Genomic DNA, 20,128 nt, shown 5'->3' on the forward strand with positions numbered 1-20,128 from the left:
GCGCCGTCGTGGCGCGGGCGCTCCGGAGAAACTCCGCATGCGCTTCCTGCCGATCGCCACCGCCATTTCATTGTTGTTGACTGCTTGCGGGCCCGCAGACCGGGCCCGTTTTGCATTGCCGGAACTCACGCGCCTGCCGCCGGGAGAAGTCAGCTTTCAGCCGCCGGGCGAGGCGCTGCGCAATGGCTATCCCGTGACGCCGGCGCCCACCATCGCCCGGCATGCGCGCGGCGTGGCCATCATGACGCGCCAGGTCAGTCAGGCGGAATACGCCGCGTGCGTAAACGCCGGCGGCTGCAAGCCGCTGGATGCGGCGCAGCGCCGGGCGTCTGCGCCGGACCTGCCCGCCGTCGGCATCAGCTGGTCGGACGCCTCGGCCTACGCGGCCTGGCTATCGGCCGCCACCGGCCGGCGCTTCCGCTTGCCGGACTATGGAGAATGGGTTTACGCGGCGGGCGAGGCCTACCGGGAGGAAACGCTGCCGGATCAACCCGGCACAGGCGATCCTGCGGCAGGCGGTCCTGCGGCAGGCGGTCCTGCGGCAGGCGATCCCGCGGCGGGCGATCCCGCGGCAGGCGATCCGGCCCAGCGATGGCTGGCGGAATACGAGCAGCAGAGCCGCCGGGGCGGGGAGGCCGCCGATACGGCGGTACGCCCGTTCGGCGCATACGGCGTCAACGCGGCGGGCTTGAAGGACATGGGGGGCAGCGTGTGGGACTGGACCTCGGATTGCCATTCGCGGCGGGTGCTGGATGCGCGCACGGACGGCGCATCCGATGCGGCCCAGGGCCGCAATTGCGGCATACGCGTGGCGGCGGGCCGCCATATCGCCTTTCTGCCCGATTTCATCCGCGACCCCAAGAGCGGCGCGTGTTCGGTCGGCCTGCCGCCCGCCAACCTGGGACTGCGCCTGGTGCTGGAAGAGGGCTAGCGGCCGGGACGCAAGGGCCTCAGTGCGCCGCCAGCTCGGCGGCCTGGTCTTCGGCCGCGGGCGGCCCGTCCCGGCAGGACAGGCAGGCCGCGCAATCCGGGGCGGCCTGCGCGTTTTCGGACAGGCGCGCAAGCGCCGCGGGGGACCGGAGCACGATGCGCTTGCGCCCGCTGGTCACGATGCCGCGCTGCTTCCAGTCGCTGAGCAGCCGGCTGACGGTGTGCAGCGTGGTGCCGGTCATTTCGGCGACGTCCTGACGGGTGATGGGAAAGCTGATGCCGATGCCTTCTTGCGTGGGCTGGCCGGATTGCTGCACCAGCCGGAGGATCGCGCGCGCCACGCGCTGTTCGACCTCGTCGGTGGACAGTTCCTGGATGCGAATGTGCGCGTCCTGCAGGCGCTGCCCCATGGTCTGAAGCGCGATCGCGCCAAGCTGCGGATGGCTGGCCGTGAAGCCTTCCCAGGCGGACGCCGGCCAGGCCAGGCAGACGCTTTCCTGCACGGCCAGCACCGTCGCGGGATAACAGGACTGCCGCATGGCGCAGGCCAGTCCGAACATGTCGCCCGGGTTGACGTAGCGCACGACCACCTGTTCGCCCTCGGCGGTCAGTTGGGCGACCTTCAGGCAGCCGTGCAACAGCACGAAGAAATGCGCGCCGTCGGCGCCTTGGCGGTACGCGACTTCACCGGCTTCAAGACGGCAGGGCGTGGCGCCCTGCAGCGCTGCGTCTAGCTGCGCATCGGACAAAGGCCTGAACAGATCCAGGTTGCGCAGCAGGGCATGGCATAAAGGCGATGGCATGGCGGTCCGCGTGTGGCCGTGGAGAATTTTTCCACGCCTCGATGGTGACACCGGCGGCCCCCGCTGACAATGCGCGCGCGGCCACGGGCTGGTCCGAAGTTTGCGCTACAGCAAAGAACGCAATCGCCCGCGGTTCTTCAATGGAGTTGCCGACAGACTCGGCTTTGAAGAAACCGAAAGAGGAGTAGCACATGAACGCGTTGCGCCCTACCTTGCTTGCAGCGGCCCTGGTTCTCACGATGGCCGGAGGACCGGCTTTCGCCCAGAACGCCGACAAGCTGCCGCGCGCCAAAGTCACGCTGGTCGCCCCGCCGATGGTCCACCCGCACGAGCAGGTGGCGAAGTCGGGACCGAAGGTGATCGAGTTCGTCATGACCATCGAGGAAAAGAAGATGGTCATCGACGACAAGGGCACCACGCTGCAGGCCATGACGTTCAACGGCTCGATGCCCGGCCCGACCATGGTGGTGCACGAGGGCGACTATGTGGAAGTGACGCTGGTCAATCCTGCCTCCAACGCGATGCCGCACAACGTGGACTTCCATGCCGCGACGGGCGCGCTGGGCGGCGCCAAGCTCACCAACGTGAACCCGGGCGAACAGGCCACGCTGCGCTTCAAGGCGGATCGCAGCGGCACCTTCGTCTACCACTGTGCCCCTGAAGGCATGGTGCCATGGCACGTGGTCTCGGGCATGAGCGGCACGCTGATGGTGCTGCCGCGCGAAGGCCTGAAGGATCCGCAGGGCAAGCCTTTGCACTATGACCGCGCCTACACGATCGGCGAATTCGACCTGTACATCCCCAAGGACGGGAACGGCAAGTACAAGGACTACGCGACCCTGGCCGAAAGCTACGGCGACACCGTGGAGGTGATGCGCAAGCTGACGCCCTCGCACATCGTCTTCAACGGCAAGGTGGGCGCGCTGACTGGCAACAATGCGCTTACCGCCAAGGTCGGCGAGACCGTGCTGCTGATCCATTCGCAGGCCAATCGCGACACGCGTCCGCACCTGATCGGCGGCCACGGCGACTGGGTCTGGGAGACCGGCAAGTTCGGCAACCCGCCCGAAAAGAACCTGGAAACCTGGTTCATCCGTGGCGGTTCGGCGGGCGCGGCGCTCTACACCTTCAAGCAGCCAGGGGTGTACGCGTATCTGAACCACAACCTGATCGAGGCCTTTGAACTGGGCGCGGCCGGGCACATCAAGGTCGAAGGCAAATGGAATGACGACCTGATGAAGCAGATCAAGGCGCCGGGTCCGATCCCGCGTTGATGGCCTGGCGGCGGGGCGCGGTCCGCGCCTTGCCGCTTTTCCCGAACCCGTAGCCGCGAGTCTTCGCCATGCTCAATACTGCCCGAATCGCATTTGCCCTTGCCCTGGCCTGCCTGCCCTTGCAGCAGGCCGCGGCGGATACCCTGGCCTCCGTCAATCCCGCCGGAGAAAAACTCTACAAGTCGGCCTGTGTCGTATGCCATGCCAGCGGCGTGGCCAACGCGCCCAAGCTGGGTGACAAGCAGGCCTGGACGCCGTTCCTGGCGCAGGGCGCCGACGCGCTGATGGTTACCGTGCTGAAAGGCAAGGGCGCCATGCCCCCGCGGGGTGGCTCGGCGGCCGACGAAGCCACGCTGCGCGCCGCCGTGGAATACATGATGGCCGCGGCGAAATAGCGCGGCCTCTGGCCCGAACCCCTGGACTCTGGATCCTAGACCCTAGACCCGGCGCGCCAGCATGGCCCATATTCCGGCGGCGGACAGCATGGCGCCGCCGCCCAGATTGAAGCCGCGCTGCGCGCGGGGCGACGCCAGCATGCGCCGGGCCGAACCCGCGAACACCGCATAGGCGGTGGCGTTGATGCCGGCGCAGGCGACGAAGGTGGCCGACAGCATCCAGAGCTGCCGCGTCACGTCGCCCGCCGGGTCGATGAACTGCGGCAGGAAGGCCACGAAGAAGATCATGCCCTTGGGGTTCAGCGCGGTGACCAGATACGTGTTGGCGAACAGCCTCCAGCGCGAGCCGGCGGGGGTGGCCGCGGGCAGGGTGGCCGGGGACACGCCGGCGCGCAGCAGCTTGTAGCCGAGATAGAGCAGGTACAGGCCGCCGATGGTCTTGACCACCGTGAACCAGAAGGCCGACGCCGCGAGCAGCGCGCCCAGACCCAGCAGCGACAGCACCAGGGCGGTGGAATCGCCCAGCGCCACGGCCAGCACCAGCGGCAGCCGGGCGCCCTTGCCGTGCGTGATGGAATAGCTGATGACGGTCAGGATGGTGGGGCCGGGCAGCATCACGAGCAATGCCGAGGCGCCAAGGAAGGCCAGCCAGGTTTCAAGCGACATGGGTCGAGCTCCAGAGAGGGAAGGAAGGCGCGTTGCGGCCAGCCTGCGGCCAATGTATCGCAACGCCTGGCGCCTGGAAACCGGCGCGGTCCGGACACCGCCGCCGGGTGGTGTTAAATACAGCTTTCCCGGACAGTGAACGCGGGGCCGCAAGGCCGCGCGAAGAGAACACCATGGCATTCGATTTTGATCTGTTTGTGATCGGCGCGGGCTCCGGCGGCGTGCGCGCGGCCCGTTTCGCGGCGGGCTTCGGCGCGCGCGTGGCGGTGGCGGAAAGCCGCTACCTGGGCGGTACCTGCGTCAACGTGGGCTGCGTGCCCAAGAAGCTGCTGGTCTACGGCGCCCATTACAGCGAGGACTTCGAACAGGCGCATGGCTTCGGGTGGACCGCCGGGCAGCCCAAGTTCGACTGGGCCACGCTGATCGCCAACAAGAATCGCGAGATCGATCGCTTGAACGGCATCTACCGCAACCTGCTGGTCAATAGCGGCGTGACGCTGTTGGAAGGCCACGCCCGCATCCTGGATCCGCACACGGTCGAGATCAACGGCAAGGCCCACACCGCCGCCAACATCCTGGTGGCGACGGGCGGCTGGCCCCAGGTGCCGGACATTCCCGGCAAGGAACACGCCATCACCTCCAACGAGGCCTTCTTCCTGAAGGCCCTGCCGCGCCGCGTCCTGGTGGTGGGCGGCGGCTACATCGCCGTGGAATTCGCGTCCATCTTCAACGGCATGGGCGCGCAGACCGTCCAGTCCTACCGGGGCCCGCTGTTTCTGCGCGGCTTCGATCAGGGCGTGCGCGACCACCTGCGCGACGAGCTCGTGAAAAAAGGCATCGACCTGCGTTTCAACACGGAAGTCACGCGCATCGACAAGCGCGCCGACGGCACGCTGGCCGCCACGCTGAAGGACGGCTCGGTCATCGAGACCGACTGCGTGTTCTACGCCACCGGCCGCCGTCCCATGCTGGACAATCTGGGTCTGGAGAACACCGGCGTCAAGCTGAGAAAAGACGGCTTCATCGACGTGGACGACGAATACCGCACGGCCGAGCCGTCCATCCTGGCCATCGGCGACGTGATCGGCCGCGTGCCGCTGACGCCCGTGGCGCTGGCGGAAGGCATGGCGGTGGCGCGCCGCCTGTTCCGCCCCGAGGAATACCGCAAGGTGGATTACAAGCTGATTCCCACCGCGGTGTTCAGCTTGCCGAACATCGGCACCGTCGGCATGACGACCGAAGAGGCGCGCGAGGCCGGCCACGAGGTCAAGCTGTTCGAAAGCCGCTTCCGGCCCATGAAGCTGACGCTGACCGAATCGCAGGAAAGGACCCTGATGAAGCTGGTCGTCGACGCCAAGACCGATCGCGTGCTGGGCGTGCACATGGTCGGCCCCGACGCGGGCGAGATCGTGCAGGGCATCGCGGTGGCGCTGAAGGCCGGCGCAACCAAGCAGGTGTTCGACGACACCATCGGCATCCACCCGACGGCCGCCGAAGAGTTCGTGACCCTGCGCACGCCCGTGGCGCAGTAAGCCGTCCGGGATCGGGCGCTACAGGCGTTCGATCATGGCGCGCGCCGCGGCCGGCGCGCGCTCTTTCGCGCCATTGATGAAGTACGCAAACACGTCACGCGGGCGCGGCGCGGCGGTGGACTTTTTCTGCTCTACGCGGGGCAGGTCGGCAGGGTCGGCGCCGCGCGCCCAGACGCGCAGGCGTTCGGCCCACGCATCCAGCGCCTTGGGCGCGTAGCCCGCCTTGAACGCGGTGCTGGCGCGCATCAGGCGCGCGTAGACGAAGCCGCCCGTGCGGTCGGCGATAGACGGGTAGTCTTCGCTGTCGGTATAGACGGTCGCGGCGCCGTGGCGGCGGGCCAGTTCGACGTATTCGACGCAGGCAAAACTGGGATGGCGCACGTCCAGCGCATGCCGTAGCGGCAGTCCGTCCAGTTCGTCCGGCAGGAGCGCCAGAAAGGCGCCGAAGTCCTCCGGATCGAAAACCTTGGTGGGCGCGAACTGCCAGACGATAGGCCCCAGCTTGGGGCCCAGTTCGGCGATGCCGCTGTGCAGGAAACGCGCGATGGAGTCTTGCGCGCCCGCCAGTTCGCGGCGGTTGGTCGCATAACGCGAGGCCTTCAATGAAAACACGAAATTCTCGGGGGTTTCGTCCCGCCACTTGGCGAAGGTGGCCGGCTTCTGGGTGCTGTAGTAGGTGCCGTTGATCTCGATGGCGGTGAGCTGGCGGCTGGCGTATTCCAGCTCGCGCGCGTGGGCCAGGCCTTCGGGGTAGAACACGCCGCGCCACGGCGCGTAGGTCCAGCCTCCGATGCCGACGCGGATGGCGTCGGGCCTGTCCTCAGGGGACGGATGGCGTTGCGGCATGTGCAGGGCTCCTCGCGGGTGAGAGAACCGGCTAACTGTATCGCCGGCGCCACTCGGCGGTAAACCCCGGCAAGAAAAATCCCTTGTTCCGATACAGTTTTGGGATAAGGTGTGCGTTCACGTATCGACTACCGGGCGGCCCCCGGCCGGCTCATCATGCCCGACCTGACTCATCTGCTGACGTTCGCCCTGGTTGCGCTGGGCATGGTGCTCACGCCCGGGCCCAATATGATCTACCTGGTGTCCCGTTCCATTTCGCAAGGCTCGCAGGCGGGCCTGATCTCCCTGGGCGGGGTGGCGGTCGGGTTCATTTTCTATGTCGGATGCGCGGCGTTCGGCATCACGGCGCTGCTCATGGCGGTGCCCTACGCCTATGACGCCTTGCGCGTGGGCGGCGCCCTCTACCTGCTGTACATGGCATGGCAGGCGGTCCGTCCGGGCGGCCGGTCGCCGTTCCAGGTGTACGACCTGCCCAAAAGCAGCCCGCGCCAGCTTTTCACGATGGGCCTGGTGACCAATCTGCTGAATCCCAAGATCGCCGTCATGTATGTGTCGCTGCTGCCGCAGTTCATCCAGCCCGAGCACGGCAGCGTGTTCACGCAGACGCTGGCGCTGGGCATGACGCAGGTGGCGATCAGCCTGTCGGTGAATGCGCTCATCGCCATCACGGCCGGCTCGATCGCCGGCTTCCTGGCGGGCCGTCCGCTGTGGATGGTGCTGCAGCGCTGGCTGATGGGCACGGTGCTGGCCGGACTGGCCGTGCGCATGCTCGTGGATACCCGCCGCTGATGCAGAGCCAGGACGGTTTCTTCGCATCGCTGGGCGGCATGCTCGGCGAGGCGTTGCGCGCGATTGTCGCGGGGATCAAGTGGCTGCTGGGCGGCCTGGGCAGCGCCTTGGGGGACTTCTATTCCGGGCTTGCCGGCGCGATGGGCATGAGCCCATCGATATTCAATCTGGTCTTGCTGGCGCTGGGGCTGGTGTTCCTGTGGGGCGCCGTCAAGGCGCTGCTGCGACGTTCCATCATCGGCTTTCTGTTCTGGTTGTTCATGGCCTTGCTGGTGTTGGGCGGGCTGGTCGACTAGCGTTTTTTTCGGTGTCCGCCATGATCCAGTCCGCCAAGCGGTCAGAGGTCGTGGCGATATATCTGGACCAGCGCTTCCTTCAACAGCGCAACGCGCGGATTGAACGCCCCTTCCCGGAAAATCAGGGCCACTACGCTGGAAGGCGGCTCGGGCCGCACGCGTATCTGCTTGACCGAGCCCGCCTGCAGGGCGCCGCGATGAAGCAGGGCCATGTCCGGGACGATGCCGATGCCCAGGCCGGCGGCAACGAACTGGACGCTTGTTGTCGGGCTGGTCGATTCGATCACCGGCAGGGGAGCAGGCACCCCGGCATGCGTGAAGCAGTCCTCGATAAGCTTGCGGCCCATCGATCCTTCAGCCGGCATCACCCATCGTTCCCGCGACAAACGGGTCCAGTCCACGCTTCGTGAACGAACCAGCGGGTGTTTCGCGGACGCGACCACGGCGAATTGCACCTCGAACAGCTTGACGTATTGAAGCGCACCCGCGCCGGATTCCAGCATCTGCAGCGGGAAGGTGGTGATCAGCGCATCGATTTCGCCATGCTGCAACGCGCGAAGCAGGGCGGGAACCCGCTCCTCCATCAGCTGCACCCGTATGGGTATCTCTTGGTTCACCAGCTTTGCGATCACCCCGGATAAATAGGTTTGCGCCACGAAGGGAGGCGCGCCAATCCGGATTTTTGCCGCGTAGCGATCGGCGGTCAGGGCGTCGGCGCGTAGATGGGTGAGCTCTTCCAGCAGCAACGCCGCACCGCGAAGCACCACGTCCCCCTGCGCGGTTGGCGTCAAGCCGCGCGCCGTGCGCAGGAACAATGCAAAGCCAAACGCACTCTCGATCTCCGATAGCGCCTTGCTGAGGGCCGGTTGCGTCAGGTTGAGCGCCTGGCTTGCCGCCCGCAGGCTGCCCGTGGTCTGCAGTACCTGCAGCATGCGCAGGTGGCGAAAGCGAAGTTTGGCCACCAGATGGTCGGGTTCGATGAATTTGCTCCGTTGCAGGCATAAAACCTAAAGTTATCGCTATATCAAAATATATCAATTTTTCTATAACCCACGATAACTTATTCTGCATGCACTACAAGGAGACAGCATGCAACGCCGCACCTTCTGTCTGGGCGCCCTGGGCACCAGTCTGATGTTCCGTTCCGTAGCGAAGGCTGCTGAAACGTATCCTTCAAGAGCGGTACGCATCGTCGTTCCCTACGCCGCGGGCGGTGGGCCCGACATCATGGTCAGGCAGTTCGGCCCCAGGCTCAGCGTATCGATGGGGCAGCCCATCGTGGTGGAAAACAAGGTGGGAGCGGGTGGCGTGCTGGCTGCCCAGTATGTCGCCCAGGCGGCCGCCGACGGCTACACCCTGCTGCTGGGCTCGAACTCGCACCTGATCCAGAAAGCGTTGCAGCCCAGCCTGATGTTCGATCCGGAAAATGATTTCCTGCCGGTCACCGTCATCGGTACGTCTCCCAGCGTGTTGGTCGTATCGGCCGACTCGCCTTATCGCACGGTGCAGGATCTGATTGCGGCCTTGCGGTCGCGTCCGGGAAAGATGAATTTCGCTTCTGGCGGCGTTGGGTCGGCGGCGCATCTTGGCGGCGCCACTTTCGTGACGCTGTTGGGAGTCGATGCGATGCATGTCCCATTCAAGGGGTCGGTGGAAATTCCGGTCTCGCTGGTGCGGGGCGACACGGATTTCGCCTTCACCATCGCGGGAACCGCCATTCCGCAGGTCGGAAGCGGCAGGCTGCGCGCCTTGGCCGTGACCAGCCGCGACCCCGTGCCCGAACTCCCGAACGTCCCCACCTTGCACGACATCCTGCACAGCGACCTGGCGATCCAGGAGTTCTGGTTCGGCTTCTGGCTGCCCCGGAAATCGCCCGCCGAGGTGGTCGACAAGCTCTACGGCGCAACCACGGCGGCGCTCAAGGACGCTTCCGTCAAGCGCATGTTCGAGGCGGCCGGAACCCGCGTGATCCAGAACGACAACCCTCAGGCCGCCGCGGCGTTCGTGCGCAGCGAATACCGCAAATGGGCCGAAATCATCAAACTCACCGGCATCACCGCCGGCTGACCGGGATATTCATGTCAAAGCCACTCGAAGGTGTGCGCGTGCTGGATTTGTCGCACGTGATCGCAGGCCCGCTTACCTCGTTCTATCTGGCACAACTGGGTGCTGAGGTCATCAAGGTGGAACCCCCCCTGGCGGGCGAGGTCCTGCGCTCGATGAAGAACGGGGTGGACACCGACACGCCCACGGGATTCGCGGCCATCAACGCCGGCAAGCAATCGCTGGCGCTGGATATCCGGACACGGCAAGGCGCGGAACTGATCCGCACCCTTGCGGCCTCGGCCGATGTCTTCATAGAGAACTTCCGGCCCGGCGTGGTCGCCCGGTACGGGCTCGATTACGCGTCGATCAAGGCGATCAAGCCGGACATCGTGTATTGCTCCATTTCAGGTTTCGGCCAGGAAGGGGATTGGTCGCAGCGCGGCGCCTATGACCACGTGGTCCAGGCCCTGACCGGGATGATGATGATGTCGGGCGAGGGCGATGACGCGCCTCCGCTCAAGGTGGGTTTTCCCGTCATCGACGTGGCGGTCGGCATGCTTGGGGCGCTGTCCATCGTCTCGTCGCTGCACCGCAGATCCCGTGACGGCGCCGGTCAGTACATCGATGCTTCCATGGTCCAGGCCTCGCTGATGCTGATGTATCCCAATACCTGCGCCTACCTGACCGACGGCACGCCGACGCGCCGCGTCGGCAATCGCGGATACACGGGCAGCCCCGCGGCCGACACCTACCGGTGCGCGGACGGCTGGCTGGCGGTCGCGGCGAATACGCCGGCCCAGTTCCGCAAGCTGGCTGCGGCCATCGGGATCGAGGAGCTGTGCGGCGACGCCCGGGCGCTGGATCTCGACGCGTTCAATCTTCCGAACGGATTCGTGGTGCCGAATGACCGCGGGTACGTCGTGGAGCGGCTGCAAAACGCGTTCGCGACCCGCAGCGCGACGCAGCTCGAGGAACTGCTGGGCGAAGCCGGGGTCCCCGCGGCCAAGGTCAGAAAGCTCGAGGAATTCCTTCATGAGGTCGACGCCACTGGCTGCGTGAACCTGCCCGACCACCGCTTCCGCCAGGGCGGGCACGAGCTGCGGACTCATGGGATCGGCTTCAATTTCGATCAGGATGGCGGGCCCACCCCGGCCGGCGCTCCCGCGTTGGGCCAAGGCGGACACGCCGTGCTGGCCAGCGCGGGCCTGGATGAAGAGACCATTGCCGAACTTGAACGTGCCGGGATCATCCGGACACAAGCCGGGGCGGCCGCGCCCTCGATACCCTGACACTTTCGACTACCCGGAGAATCTATGACACAACTTCTGCAAGGGCGCATCGCCATCGTGACCGGAGCGGGGCGCGGCCTTGGCCGGGCTCACGCGCTGGAACTGGCGCGTCACGGCGCCCGCGTGCTGGTCAACGACATGGGAGCCGACCAGCCCGGCTCGGCGGCGCAGGCCGTGGCGGACACCATACGCGCGGCCGGCGGGGACGCCTGCGCGCACGGCGCCGATGTGACCGACCCGCGCCAGGTCGAGGCGATGGTGGACGCGGCCATGGCGCGCTGGGGCCGTGTCGATATCCTGGTGAACAACGCGGGCATCCTGCGCGACAAGAGCTTCGCCAAGATGAGCCTGGAGGATTTCCGGCTGGTGGTGGAAGTTCATCTGATGGGGGCCGTGCACTGCACCCATGCGGTTTGGAACGCCATGCGCGCGCAGAACTACGGGCGCATCGTGATGACCACGTCGTCCTCCGGCCTCTATGGCAACTTTGGACAGTCCAATTACGGTGCGGCGAAGATGGCGCTGGTCGGCCTGATGCAGACCCTGGCGATTGAAGGCGAGCGGTTTGGCGTGCACGTGAATTGTCTTGCCCCCACGGCGGCCACGGCCATGACCGAGGGCCTGCTCGATCAGGATGCGCTCGACCTGCTTTCGCCCACGTCGGTCAGCCCCGCCCTGGTCGCGCTGGTGACCGAAAATGCACCCAACCGTACCATCCTGATGGCGGGCGCGGGCAGCTTCGAGCAGGCGCACATCACGATGACCCGCGGCATATGCCTGGACGAGACCGAGTTGTCGGCCAACGCCCTGATCGGCCGCCTGGACGAAGTCGCCGACCGCCAGGAAGAAGCCATTCCAGGCACCGGCTTCGACCAATTGCGCCACGAGATCGCCAAGGCCCAGGCGCACCGGCAATCCCGTTTGTCGAGCGAGCAGCCTTTCTAACCAAAGCCCACGCCATGACCACCCGAGAAGTCGTCGTTCTATCCGCCGTCCGCACGCCCATCGGCAGCTTCGGTAAAAGCCTGAAGGGCATACCGCCCGTCACCCTCGCCACCGAGGTTCTCCGTGCCGCCGTGGCACGCGCGGATCTCGATCCCGGGCAGGTGGAGCACGTTTGCTTCGGCCAGGTCATCACGACCGAACCGCGCGATCTGTATCTATCACGGGTCGCGGCTGTCGAGGGAGGCTGCGGCGAGGGCACGCCGGCCTTCAACGTGAACCGCTTGTGCGGCTCGGGCTTGCAGGCGGTTGTTTCCGCGGCGCAGTCCATCCTGCTTGGCGACTGCACGACCGCCGTCGCTGGCGGCGCCGAAAGCATGTCGCGCGCGCCATACGCCAGCGCGGCGCTACGCTTTGGCGGGCGCATGGGCGACACCTCCATGGTGGACATGCTGCTGGGCGCGCTGCACGATCCATTCCACCGCATACACATGGGCGTCACGGCGGAAAACGTGGCCAGGAAGTACGGCATCACGCGTGAAGCGCAGGATGCGCTCGCGGTCGAAAGCCACCACCGCGCCGCGCGCGCAAGCGCCGAGGGCCGCTTCGCCTCGCAACTCGTCTCCATCATGGTGCCTGGCCGGAAGGGCGACATTCCATTCACGCAGGACGAGCACGTCCGCGCCGACATCGGCCTGCCTGATCTTGCCAGCTTGCGGCCCGTCTTCGCTTCGGACGATGGCACCGTCACCGCGGGCAACGCGTCGGGGATCAATGATGGCGCGGCCGCGCTTGTGCTGATGGAGCGCGCCCGCGCCGAGGCATGCGGCGCCCGGCCGCTGGCACGCCTGCTTGCGTATGCCCACGCTGGGGTGGATCCACGCTACATGGGCATCGGTCCGGTTCCCGCCACGCGCGCCGTGCTGGAAAAGGCTGGCCTTTCCATCGACGATATCGACGTGATCGAATCCAACGAGGCGTTCGCGGCGCAGGCCTGCGCCGTTGCCCGCGAACTCGGGCTGGACCCGGCCAGGGTCAATCCGAACGGATCGGGAATCGCCTTGGGACATCCGGTGGGCGCGACGGGCGCCATCATCGCGGTCAAAGCCCTGCACGAGCTCAACCGCATTGGCGGCCGGTATGCGCTGGTCACCATGTGCATAGGCGGTGGACAGGGCATCGCCGCCATTTTCGAACGTCTCTGAATCGCAGGGGCCGCGACCGCGCCCTGTCCCAACACCCACTTGCCGCCATGATGACAAGCAACCCGCACCTTCCTTCGGCGATCCGGCAGTTCGACTCCGTTCAGTCTCTCTTCGACTTCACGGGGCAGCCGGCGATCATTTCCACGACCGTTGCGATAGACCAGGAGACGATCGATCGATTTGCGCGGGTCACGCACGATAGCCAGTGGATTCATGTGGACCGGGAGCGTGCGATGGCGGAGTCTCCGTACCAGGGCACCATTGCACATGGTTTCCTGGTGCTGTCCCTGCTGACGCACTGGCAGTCGAGTTGCATCGCCTTTCCCGGCGCGGACCTGTTGTTGAACTACGGCTTTGACAAGGTCCGCTTCACCGCGCCCGTTCGATCTGGTTCACGCGTATCGGCCAGATTTTCCTTGGCGCGGGTGCAGGAGGTCAGACCGGGCGAAGCCCGCTGTTCCTGGAGTGTGGAGATCGGAGCCGAGGACGCGCCGCGGCCATCGGTGTATGCCGATTGGCTGATCATGGTCCGCTACAGGGGCGCGGCCGAAGGCGGTTGCGGCGTGTCCACCGGGGATAGCGCAGTCAGCCTGCGGGAAGCGGCCAATGTGCCCGGCAGCAGGTAATTGCCGGGCAGCAAGGGCAGGTTCAAGGCGGTAAACCCGACCTCCAGATCCAGGCCGGCGTGCTTCCAGGCCTCCCAGACCAGCACGGTGCAATAGATGCCCGCCGGATCGGCCACCGCGAACGGCGTGCCCAGCTTGGATATTGCGTTGGACACCGCCTGGGACCGCTGACGGTCGTTCGCGTGTACGTGATACACCGCGTGCTGTCTGCTGCGTACGCGGTCGATGAAATATTCAAGCGGGTCCATGACGACGCTGTCCCGCCGGCCGGGCGCTTCCGACGGCGTGGCATGCAGAACGCGCCAATCGCCGGGGTGGCCGGTCAGCATGCCGACATGGCTGAAGGGCCCGCCGTCGATGGCAAGCACCACGGCGCTGAGGTCTTCGGTCCCGGTGCGAAAAATCAGATCCCCCGCCTGCGCGCCCGCCGGCAGCACAGCGGGTTCCGCGCGGGCGGAAGACGGCGCGGAGATGGCGAGACAGGCGGCGAGACAGGCGGCGAAGCGGGCGGCGAAGCGGGCGGCGAAAGAGGCGGCGAAAGAGGCGGTGAAAGACCCGGCGATCAGCCAGTGGGCCGCGCCTGCGCTCATCTAAGAACGATCTTCCAGTCGCCGCCTTCGTTCGCCAGACGATGCTGTTGGGTGTGGTCCTTGCCGTTCTGGAACTTGAGCCGGGTGTTCACCGTCACGGTTTTTCCGTCTTCGGCCATGGTGACGTCAATCGTTTCCACCTTGTCGAGTCCGCCATTGGCCTGAATGCGGCTTTGCATTTCGCCCACGAGCATCTGGACCTTTCCTTTTGCCTGCGTCATCTGCGCCGGGGGAACGCGCTGATAGGAAATCTGCTTGGCCGCGGTCTCGACGTCGCCGGCGGCGACGGCCCGATAAAACGTTTCCAGCACCGACTCGGGCTTGCCGCCGGAACACGCGGCCAGCGCCAGGCCCATCACCATCATGAAGAACAAATTGAAAGCGCGAACGGAGTGCATCTATCGATTCCTTGAATGCTTCGGGGCCAGCCTAAAGGACCCGTTAGCGGGTTGACGGGCCGCTTCAGCGGTCCAGGGGATTGGGGGTGTCGAAACGCGGACGCTCTGTCAGGCGCCGGTTGATGTCTTCCACGAATCTGTGCCCGTTTGCGATGCAACCCAGGCTGATCCCGCGGGTCTGGGTCAAGCGATGGCCGACGCGGATGCGATAGGAGTTGAACGTCCTGGCGAGGGACCCGGGGGAAAAACGGGCGTGGTCGACGTCGTCCCAGTGCACGCCGTTCACGCCCTTGGTCCAGGGGAGGATGCCGGCGCTTACCCAGATGCCCTGGTCGTTCAGGTACAGCCTGACCGCGCGGCGCGAGAGAAACACCGCGATCCCCGCGATCAGGCAGAACAGGAAGAATGCGACTCCCGTCCACGGCTTCCAGTGGTAGAGCGCCGGCGCGAATGCGCCGCAGACCAGAACGAAGGCGGCGGGGATGACATAGGCCGTCCAGGACAGCCGGTAGGAATCGCGGGCGCGCCTGTTCAGATACTGCCAATACCCGATATCTTGATCCATGCTTGAAAAGCGAAGGCATGTCGGCGCAGCCGTGGGATCGGCTGCTTGCGACGGCCTATCCTTGCTCCGAATAGGGGTTTTGCGGCGTCCACGGATTGCGGGTATCCGTGTCCCGTCGCAGCCATTGGAAATGTCCGGAAAAAATATCCAGAGTCCGCCAGACTTCAATCCGCGATTCTGTCTATTTTTCGGATTCGAAGATATCGAATAAGTCTTATTTTTGCCTGTCGCGCCCAGATTCCGGCGAGGCCCCCGTGTTCTTAACGGGGGCGCGCATCCGCCGTTGCATCGCGCCTGGAGCCCAACGCCAGGTCCCGGATCCTGCGCACCAGCGCTGGAAACCGCTCGGCAGCCGTGTTGCCGTAACCGATCACCAGCCCGTTGTCCTCGGCCAGCGGCGCGATCGCGAACGACGACAGCGCACTCGGATTCATTCCCAGCCTGCGCGACTGTTCGACGATCCCCACATCGGAAAACGCCGGCGGCAGCCGCACCGTCAGGTGCAGGCCGCTGTGTCCGCCCAGCACCTCATGGTCTATGCCCAGATGCGCCGCCAGCGCTTCGCGCAGGGCGGCCTGGCGTTCGCGATACAGGCGGCGCATGCGGCCCAGGTGGCGGGAGAACTGGCCGTTTTCGATGAAGGCCGCCATCGTAAGCTGCTCCAGCCGGTGGCCGCCGCGCAGCATCTCGACGATGGATGGCGTCGCCTGCGACGCGATGGCCTCCGGCAGCACCAGAAAGCCCAGGCGCAGGGCAGGGAACATGGTCTTGCTGAAGGTGCCCACGTACAGCACGGGCGCGTCCGGCAGCAGGCCCTGCATGGCGGCTATCGGTTCGCCCTGGTGGCGGAATTCGCTGTCGTAATCGTCCTCGATGATCCAGGCGCCCGCGCGCCGCGCGCGCGCCAGCAGGTCCAGCCGCCGGGTCAGCGAGAGCACGGCGCCCGTGGGGTACTGGTGCGTGGGCGTGATCTGGATCAGGCGGGGCGGCTGCGCCGTCCACGCGCCTTCCGGGATGACGATGCCATCGGCATCCACGCGCATCGCCACTACGTCCAGGTCCCCCGCGTGGAAGGCCGACTTGGCGCCCCGGTAGCCTGGGTCTTCCAGCCAGGCGGTGTCGCCCGGGTTGGTGAGCAACTGCACGCATAGCGCCAGCGCGCCCTGTGCGCCTTCGGTGATGACGATGCGCGATGCCTCGCAACGCACGCCGCGCGACACGCGCAGGTACTGGGCGATGGCTTCGCGCAGGGCGGGTTCGCCCAGGGGGTGTCCATAGCCCAGGACGGTGGCCGGCGCGGTTTGCAGGGCGCGGTCCTGCGCCCGCCGCCAGGCGTTGACGGGGAACTGGGTCAGGGCCGGGGTGCCGGGCGTCATGGGCAACGACCCGTCATGCGCATGGCGCGCGGAGACGATACGGGTCAGCCGCGTGGCGGTGGCCGATGACGGAGCCGCGGCCGGGGCAGCGTGCCGGGCGGCGCTGCTGGCGGCGGCCGACAACGGCGCCACGCGCGTGCCCTGGCGGTCGGCGATGACGTAGCCTTCGGCCGTCAACTGCTCGTACGCGATCAGGACCGTATTGCGCGAGATGTCGAGTTCTTCGGACAGCGTGCGCGAAGACGGCAGCTTGCCGCCGGCCGGCAACTGGCCGGCCAGGATGGCCTGCTTCAGGCGCTGGATCAACTGGCGCTGGCGGGGCAGCGCGCCGGGGCCGCGCAGGAGCGGGCTGGAAAGCAGGGAGGTGTCCGCCGGTTCCCCCACGGTGTTGTTGATCATGGCCCTATTAAATTCAGGAATCGTGGTGCTTTTTATGATGCCACGATTCCGATATCGTGAGGGCATGCGTGTTGCGCCCGCCACCGCCGGCGGCGCACCCCAACCTGCAAGAGGCCACGTCGCATGCAACCCCGCACCAACGCTTACCACCAACCCATCGGCCCCGGCCTGCCCGGCTGGCAATCGCGTCCGCGCCCGCCGGCGGCGCCGGCCGACGGCCGCTATTGCCGTCTGGAACCCCTGTCGGCCGACCGCCATGCGGCGGACCTTTACCAGGCGTTCAGCCAGGCGCCCGACGATAGCGACTGGACCTACATGAGCGTCGGGCCCTTTGCCGACGAGGCCGCCTACCGGGCTTTCGCCGAAGGCGCCCAGGCAGGGGGCGATCCGCTGCACTACGCCATCATCGACCTGCAGACCGGCCGCGCCGTCGGCACGCTGGCGCTGATGCGCATCGACCCGGCCAATGGCGCCATCGAGGTCGGCTTCGTGTCGTTCTCGCGCCAGCTCAAGCGCACCCGCATCGCGACCGAGGCGCAGTTCCTGCTGATGCGCCGCGCCTTCGACGAACTGGGGTACCGCCGCTACGAATGGAAGTGCGACAGCCTGAACGCGCCGTCGCGCGCCGCCGCCTTGCGGCTGGGCTTCCAGTTCGAGGGCATCTTTCGCCAGGCCACGGTCTACAAGGGCCGCAGCCGCGATACGGCCTGGTTTTCGATCATCGACAGCGAATGGCCGGCCTTGCGCGCAGCCTATGAGCGCTGGCTGAGCCCGGACAACTTCGACGCCGAAGGCAATCAACGCAAGGGCCTGGCCGAACTGGCCGCTCGGGAAAAGGCCGCGTGCGCCTGATCCCCGTTGCGCTGGCGCTGTTCTGGGGGCTGAACTGGCCCGCCGTGAAGATCATTCTGTCGATCTTTCCGCCGTTCACGCTGCGCGTGCTGGGGCTGGGCAGCGGCGCGCTGTTGTTGCTGCTGCTGGCCGGGGCCAAGCGCTTGCCGCTGTTGCCGCCGCGCAGCGCGTGGATCGGCATCGCGGTCGGCGGCGTGCTTGCCGTTGCGGTCTTCAATCTGGCGGTGGCTTGGGCGCAGCTCAGCACCAGCACCTCACGCGCGGCGGTGCTGACCTTTACCATGCCGATGATTTCCGCGTTGCTGGCCTGGCTGGTCCTGGGCGAACGGCTGGACCGGCGCCGCGGGTTGGCGTTGCTGCTGGGGGGATGCGGCGTGGCAGTGCTGGCGTGGCCGGTGCTGCATGCGGTGTTTGCCGAACACGATCTGGCTGCCGCCAAGGGGTTGATCTTTCCGCTGGTTGCCGCCTTCGGCTGGGCCGCCGGAACTGTCTACCTGAAGCGCTGGCCGGTCGCCGGCAACCGCATCGTCGTGACGGCGTGGCAACTGGCGGTGGGCGCAAGCTGCGCGCTGGCGGGCGCGCTGATCGCCGGAGAATCCTTTCCGATGCAAGGCTGGAACGCGCGCGTGACCGGCGCGCTGTTGTTTCACATCATCCTGGGCACGGCCGTTGCGTATTGGCTGTGGTTCGTACTGAGCGAACGCGTGAGCGCTACGGTGGCCGCGCTGACCACCCTGATGGTGCCGGTGGTAGGGGTGCTGGGCGCCATGGCGCTGGTGGGAGACCGCCCCAGCGCCGCCGACTGGTGGGGGTTCGCTTTCGTGCTGGCCGGGGCGGGGCTGATAGTGCTGAATCTGGGTCAACGGCGCAGCTGATCCGCCTGTGGCCGGGGCGTCGGCATCCATGAGCCGTGCAGGCCAGCCGGCACGCGGCGCGGCAGGCGCACCTGGGCCACGGGGCCAGCCGCCAGGTCGCGGGCGTCCAGCGCAATGAAGCGGCCGCGGTCGTCGTGTTCGGTGTGGACGAAAGACAGGATATAGCCGTCCGCTTCGCCGGCGCCGTCAGGGTCGGCCGCGAACACGGGTTCGCATGCGGTCTGCCCGGCGGGCAGCCGATAGACCGTCCTGGCGCCGGTATCCATGTCGTAGCGCGCAAACGCCTCGAAGGCGCCGGCTTGCGGTGTCTCGCTCGGACGCGGCTCGCGCAGGCCGACATAGCAATAGCGCGCGCGCCTGCCCAGCCACGCGTCGTTGACCCGGCCGAATTCGCAAGGCTGGTCGTCCAGCATGTGGTCGTCCACGCGGCCGCTGCCGATATCGATGCGCAGGCGGTGCAGTTCCAGGCGCTTGCGTGCGCTTGGCCCATAGCCGTCGTACCACGGCATCACGGCCTCGATCACGCCACCGTCCGCATGGGCGTTTGCGATATGCCAGTTGAAGAACGGCCCTGTGGGAATCCACTGGATCTGCGCCGGGTCCGCGCATTCGCGCGGGACCAGCAGGATGCGCGTGCCGCGTTGCGGCTCCCAGGTGGGCGCGGCGGGGCCGCGGGTGAAGTCGAAGACCAGCGGGCACAGGAAAGCCACCACGTGCGTGGACGTCAGGCCGATGTCGTGGATCAGTCCGGGCCAGGGCGCTGCAAATTGCACTTGGCGGTCTACCTGGCCGCTGGCGTTCACGCGCAGGTATTCCAGCGTTCCCGCGGCCAGGTCGTAGTTCAGCGCCAGCATTTCTCCGGTGACGGGATCGACCTTGGGATGCGCGGAAAGCGCGCCCTCCAGCTTGCCCTGGAATGTTTCCGGCCCGATCGTCGACAGGGCAGGTTCCATGGCATAAGGACAGCCGCCCTCATAGAGCGCGAAAATCCGGCCCGCATGGCGCAGGACGTTGGTGTTGGCCAGGTTGGCTTGCGGCGGCGGGGCAAAGGTGGGGTTGTAGAGGCGATGACCGGCCTGCCGTTCCTCTTGCAGTTCGCGCGTCAGCACCCAGCGGTTCCGGTAGCGCGCGCGGCCGTCTTCCAGATACATGGCATGGATCATGCCGGTGCCGTCGTAAGGGTAGGCGTAGCCTGGCCCGGGTTCATACTGGGGGTTCGGGCCGTTGCGCATGAACACGCCATTCAGGCACGCGGGCAGCAAGCCGTCTACCTGCAGATCGGCATCGTCGCGCTCGTCGAAGACGGGGGCAAAGGCGCCTGTAAGCGCGGGGTTGTCGCTGTGCCAGGATTGCATACGACCTCCAGGAAGATCCCATCCTGCGCAAACGGCGTGCGCGGGACGCCAGAGGCGCATTATGCTGGACGGCACAAGG

At 66.6% G+C, this 20,128-nt stretch carries 22 protein-coding genes; 13 read left to right on the forward strand and 9 right to left on the reverse strand.

The annotated features are described in order from the left end of the window. The first annotated feature begins 37 nt into the window (after positions 1-37). The gene (locus ASE30_RS22135) at positions 38-931 is read left to right on the forward strand and encodes an SUMF1/EgtB/PvdO family nonheme iron enzyme (RefSeq protein WP_057286433.1); all 894 of its coding nucleotides are present in this window, start codon (positions 38-40) and stop codon (positions 929-931) included. Positions 932-950: 19 nt separating this feature from the next. On the opposite strand, the gene ASE30_RS22140 is transcribed toward ASE30_RS22135, so the two are convergent. Further along, positions 951-1,733 (reverse strand): Crp/Fnr family transcriptional regulator, encoded by a 783-nt coding sequence (locus ASE30_RS22140; RefSeq protein ID WP_057286434.1) that lies wholly within the window; start codon positions 1,731-1,733, stop codon positions 951-953. Between the two features lie 191 nt (positions 1,734-1,924). On the opposite strand from ASE30_RS22140, the gene nirK reads away from it, so the two are divergent. Further along, positions 1,925-3,007 (forward strand): copper-containing nitrite reductase, encoded by a 1,083-nt coding sequence (gene nirK, locus ASE30_RS22145; RefSeq protein WP_057286435.1) that lies wholly within the window; start codon positions 1,925-1,927, stop codon positions 3,005-3,007. A 68-nt stretch (positions 3,008-3,075) separates the two neighbouring features. Then, positions 3,076-3,402, forward strand: a complete 327-nt coding sequence (locus tag ASE30_RS22150; protein ID WP_057286436.1) for a cytochrome c5 family protein — start codon at positions 3,076-3,078, stop codon at positions 3,400-3,402. Positions 3,403-3,444: 42 nt separating this feature from the next. Here ASE30_RS22150 and ASE30_RS22155 read toward each other — a convergent pair whose 3' ends face one another. After that, entirely contained in the window at positions 3,445-4,068 is a 624-nt protein-coding gene (locus ASE30_RS22155; RefSeq protein WP_057286437.1) for a LysE family translocator, read from the reverse strand. A gap of 173 nt (positions 4,069-4,241) precedes the next feature. Here ASE30_RS22155 and gorA point away from each other — a divergent pair, with 173 nt between their 5' ends. After that, positions 4,242-5,600 carry a glutathione-disulfide reductase gene (gorA, locus tag ASE30_RS22160; RefSeq protein ID WP_057286438.1) on the forward strand — a complete coding sequence of 453 codons (1,359 nt, stop codon included), beginning with the start codon at positions 4,242-4,244 and terminating at the stop codon, positions 5,598-5,600. A gap of 18 nt (positions 5,601-5,618) precedes the next feature. Here gorA and ASE30_RS22165 read toward each other — a convergent pair whose 3' ends face one another. After that, on the reverse strand, positions 5,619-6,446 hold the full coding sequence (locus ASE30_RS22165; RefSeq protein WP_057286439.1) for a DUF72 domain-containing protein: 828 nt from the start codon (positions 6,444-6,446) through the stop codon (positions 5,619-5,621). 156 nt (positions 6,447-6,602) lie between these two features. Between ASE30_RS22165 and ASE30_RS22170 the strand changes: the two genes are divergently transcribed. Beyond that, positions 6,603-7,235: a LysE family translocator gene (locus ASE30_RS22170; protein ID WP_057286616.1), complete on the forward strand. Its 633-nt coding sequence runs from the start codon at positions 6,603-6,605 to the stop codon at positions 7,233-7,235. After that, the gene (locus ASE30_RS22175; RefSeq protein ID WP_057286440.1) at positions 7,235-7,531 is read left to right on the forward strand and encodes a hypothetical protein; all 297 of its coding nucleotides are present in this window, start codon (positions 7,235-7,237) and stop codon (positions 7,529-7,531) included. The genes ASE30_RS22170 and ASE30_RS22175 overlap by 1 nt, the downstream gene beginning before the upstream one ends. A 41-nt stretch (positions 7,532-7,572) precedes the next feature. Here ASE30_RS22175 and ASE30_RS22180 read toward each other — a convergent pair whose 3' ends face one another. After that, positions 7,573-8,493 (reverse strand): LysR family transcriptional regulator, encoded by a 921-nt coding sequence (locus tag ASE30_RS22180; protein ID WP_255367035.1) that lies wholly within the window; start codon positions 8,491-8,493, stop codon positions 7,573-7,575. A gap of 127 nt (positions 8,494-8,620) precedes the next feature. Between ASE30_RS22180 and ASE30_RS22185 the strand changes: the two genes are divergently transcribed. From ASE30_RS22185 to ASE30_RS22205, 5 genes are read left to right on the forward strand one after another with little or no spacing between them, the layout of a single operon-like run. Further along, positions 8,621-9,598 carry a tripartite tricarboxylate transporter substrate binding protein gene (locus ASE30_RS22185; RefSeq protein ID WP_057286441.1) on the forward strand — a complete coding sequence of 326 codons (978 nt, stop codon included), beginning with the start codon at positions 8,621-8,623 and terminating at the stop codon, positions 9,596-9,598. 11 nt (positions 9,599-9,609) lie between these two features. Further along, positions 9,610-10,866 carry a CaiB/BaiF CoA-transferase family protein gene (locus tag ASE30_RS22190; RefSeq protein ID WP_057286442.1) on the forward strand — a complete coding sequence of 419 codons (1,257 nt, stop codon included), beginning with the start codon at positions 9,610-9,612 and terminating at the stop codon, positions 10,864-10,866. A gap of 24 nt (positions 10,867-10,890) precedes the next feature. Continuing rightward, on the forward strand, positions 10,891-11,811 hold the full coding sequence (locus ASE30_RS22195; protein ID WP_057286443.1) for an SDR family NAD(P)-dependent oxidoreductase: 921 nt from the start codon (positions 10,891-10,893) through the stop codon (positions 11,809-11,811). A gap of 14 nt (positions 11,812-11,825) precedes the next feature. Beyond that, positions 11,826-13,013 carry an acetyl-CoA C-acyltransferase family protein gene (locus ASE30_RS22200; protein ID WP_057286444.1) on the forward strand — a complete coding sequence of 396 codons (1,188 nt, stop codon included), beginning with the start codon at positions 11,826-11,828 and terminating at the stop codon, positions 13,011-13,013. A gap of 47 nt (positions 13,014-13,060) precedes the next feature. Then, the gene (locus ASE30_RS22205) at positions 13,061-13,639 is read left to right on the forward strand and encodes a MaoC family dehydratase (protein ID WP_057286445.1); all 579 of its coding nucleotides are present in this window, start codon (positions 13,061-13,063) and stop codon (positions 13,637-13,639) included. On the opposite strand, the gene ASE30_RS22210 is transcribed toward ASE30_RS22205, so the two are convergent. From ASE30_RS22210 to ASE30_RS22225, 4 genes are all read right to left on the reverse strand, one after another. Continuing rightward, a complete protein-coding gene (locus ASE30_RS22210) occupies positions 13,546-14,229 on the reverse strand; it encodes a YiiX/YebB-like N1pC/P60 family cysteine hydrolase (protein WP_082601679.1) in 684 nt (227 codons plus the stop codon). The genes ASE30_RS22205 and ASE30_RS22210 overlap by 94 nt on opposite strands. Then, positions 14,226-14,627: a DUF4878 domain-containing protein gene (locus ASE30_RS22215; protein WP_057286446.1), complete on the reverse strand. Its 402-nt coding sequence runs from the start codon at positions 14,625-14,627 to the stop codon at positions 14,226-14,228. Before ASE30_RS22215 ends, ASE30_RS22210 begins: the two co-directional genes overlap by 4 nt. Positions 14,628-14,691: 64 nt before the next feature. Then, entirely contained in the window at positions 14,692-15,192 is a 501-nt protein-coding gene (locus tag ASE30_RS22220) for a hypothetical protein (protein ID WP_057286447.1), read from the reverse strand. A 260-nt stretch (positions 15,193-15,452) separates the two neighbouring features. Next, positions 15,453-16,967 carry a PLP-dependent aminotransferase family protein gene (locus tag ASE30_RS22225; RefSeq protein ID WP_057286448.1) on the reverse strand — a complete coding sequence of 505 codons (1,515 nt, stop codon included), beginning with the start codon at positions 16,965-16,967 and terminating at the stop codon, positions 15,453-15,455. A gap of 123 nt (positions 16,968-17,090) precedes the next feature. Between ASE30_RS22225 and ASE30_RS22230 the strand changes: the two genes are divergently transcribed. Both ASE30_RS22230 and ASE30_RS22235 read left to right on the forward strand, forming a co-directional pair. Further along, positions 17,091-17,819, forward strand: a complete 729-nt coding sequence (locus tag ASE30_RS22230; protein WP_057286449.1) for a GNAT family N-acetyltransferase — start codon at positions 17,091-17,093, stop codon at positions 17,817-17,819. Then, positions 17,810-18,694, forward strand: coding sequence for a DMT family transporter (locus ASE30_RS22235; protein ID WP_057286450.1), 885 nt, complete (start codon positions 17,810-17,812; stop codon positions 18,692-18,694). The genes ASE30_RS22230 and ASE30_RS22235 overlap by 10 nt, the downstream gene beginning before the upstream one ends. On the opposite strand, the gene ASE30_RS22240 is transcribed toward ASE30_RS22235, so the two are convergent. Further along, positions 18,679-20,049 (reverse strand): carotenoid oxygenase family protein, encoded by a 1,371-nt coding sequence (locus ASE30_RS22240; protein WP_057286451.1) that lies wholly within the window; start codon positions 20,047-20,049, stop codon positions 18,679-18,681. The genes ASE30_RS22235 and ASE30_RS22240 overlap by 16 nt on opposite strands. Between the last annotated feature and the right edge of the window lie 79 nt (positions 20,050-20,128).

Source organism: Achromobacter sp. Root83 (assembly GCF_001428845.1).
Taxonomy (GTDB): Bacteria; Pseudomonadota; Gammaproteobacteria; order Burkholderiales; family Burkholderiaceae_B; genus Achromobacter.

Coding starts and splice junctions, on each gene's coding strand:
- ASE30_RS22135 (WP_057286433.1), top strand. CDS start 38: ATGCGCTTCCTGCCGATCGCCACCGCCATTTCATTGTTGTTGACTGCT.
- ASE30_RS22140 (WP_057286434.1), bottom strand. CDS start 1,733: ATGCCATCGCCTTTATGCCATGCCCTGCTGCGCAACCTGGATCTGTTC.
- nirK (WP_057286435.1), top strand. CDS start 1,925: ATGAACGCGTTGCGCCCTACCTTGCTTGCAGCGGCCCTGGTTCTCACG.
- ASE30_RS22150 (WP_057286436.1), top strand. CDS start 3,076: ATGCTCAATACTGCCCGAATCGCATTTGCCCTTGCCCTGGCCTGCCTG.
- ASE30_RS22155 (WP_057286437.1), bottom strand. CDS start 4,068: ATGTCGCTTGAAACCTGGCTGGCCTTCCTTGGCGCCTCGGCATTGCTC.
- gorA (WP_057286438.1), top strand. CDS start 4,242: ATGGCATTCGATTTTGATCTGTTTGTGATCGGCGCGGGCTCCGGCGGC.
- ASE30_RS22165 (WP_057286439.1), bottom strand. CDS start 6,446: ATGCCGCAACGCCATCCGTCCCCTGAGGACAGGCCCGACGCCATCCGC.
- ASE30_RS22170 (WP_057286616.1), top strand. CDS start 6,603: ATGCCCGACCTGACTCATCTGCTGACGTTCGCCCTGGTTGCGCTGGGC.
- ASE30_RS22175 (WP_057286440.1), top strand. CDS start 7,235: ATGCAGAGCCAGGACGGTTTCTTCGCATCGCTGGGCGGCATGCTCGGC.
- ASE30_RS22185 (WP_057286441.1), top strand. CDS start 8,621: ATGCAACGCCGCACCTTCTGTCTGGGCGCCCTGGGCACCAGTCTGATG.
- ASE30_RS22190 (WP_057286442.1), top strand. CDS start 9,610: ATGTCAAAGCCACTCGAAGGTGTGCGCGTGCTGGATTTGTCGCACGTG.
- ASE30_RS22195 (WP_057286443.1), top strand. CDS start 10,891: ATGACACAACTTCTGCAAGGGCGCATCGCCATCGTGACCGGAGCGGGG.
- ASE30_RS22200 (WP_057286444.1), top strand. CDS start 11,826: ATGACCACCCGAGAAGTCGTCGTTCTATCCGCCGTCCGCACGCCCATC.
- ASE30_RS22205 (WP_057286445.1), top strand. CDS start 13,061: ATGATGACAAGCAACCCGCACCTTCCTTCGGCGATCCGGCAGTTCGAC.
- ASE30_RS22210 (WP_082601679.1), bottom strand. CDS start 14,229: ATGAGCGCAGGCGCGGCCCACTGGCTGATCGCCGGGTCTTTCACCGCC.
- ASE30_RS22215 (WP_057286446.1), bottom strand. CDS start 14,627: ATGCACTCCGTTCGCGCTTTCAATTTGTTCTTCATGATGGTGATGGGC.
- ASE30_RS22220 (WP_057286447.1), bottom strand. CDS start 15,192: ATGGATCAAGATATCGGGTATTGGCAGTATCTGAACAGGCGCGCCCGC.
- ASE30_RS22225 (WP_057286448.1), bottom strand. CDS start 16,967: ATGATCAACAACACCGTGGGGGAACCGGCGGACACCTCCCTGCTTTCC.
- ASE30_RS22230 (WP_057286449.1), top strand. CDS start 17,091: ATGCAACCCCGCACCAACGCTTACCACCAACCCATCGGCCCCGGCCTG.
- ASE30_RS22240 (WP_057286451.1), bottom strand. CDS start 20,049: ATGCAATCCTGGCACAGCGACAACCCCGCGCTTACAGGCGCCTTTGCC.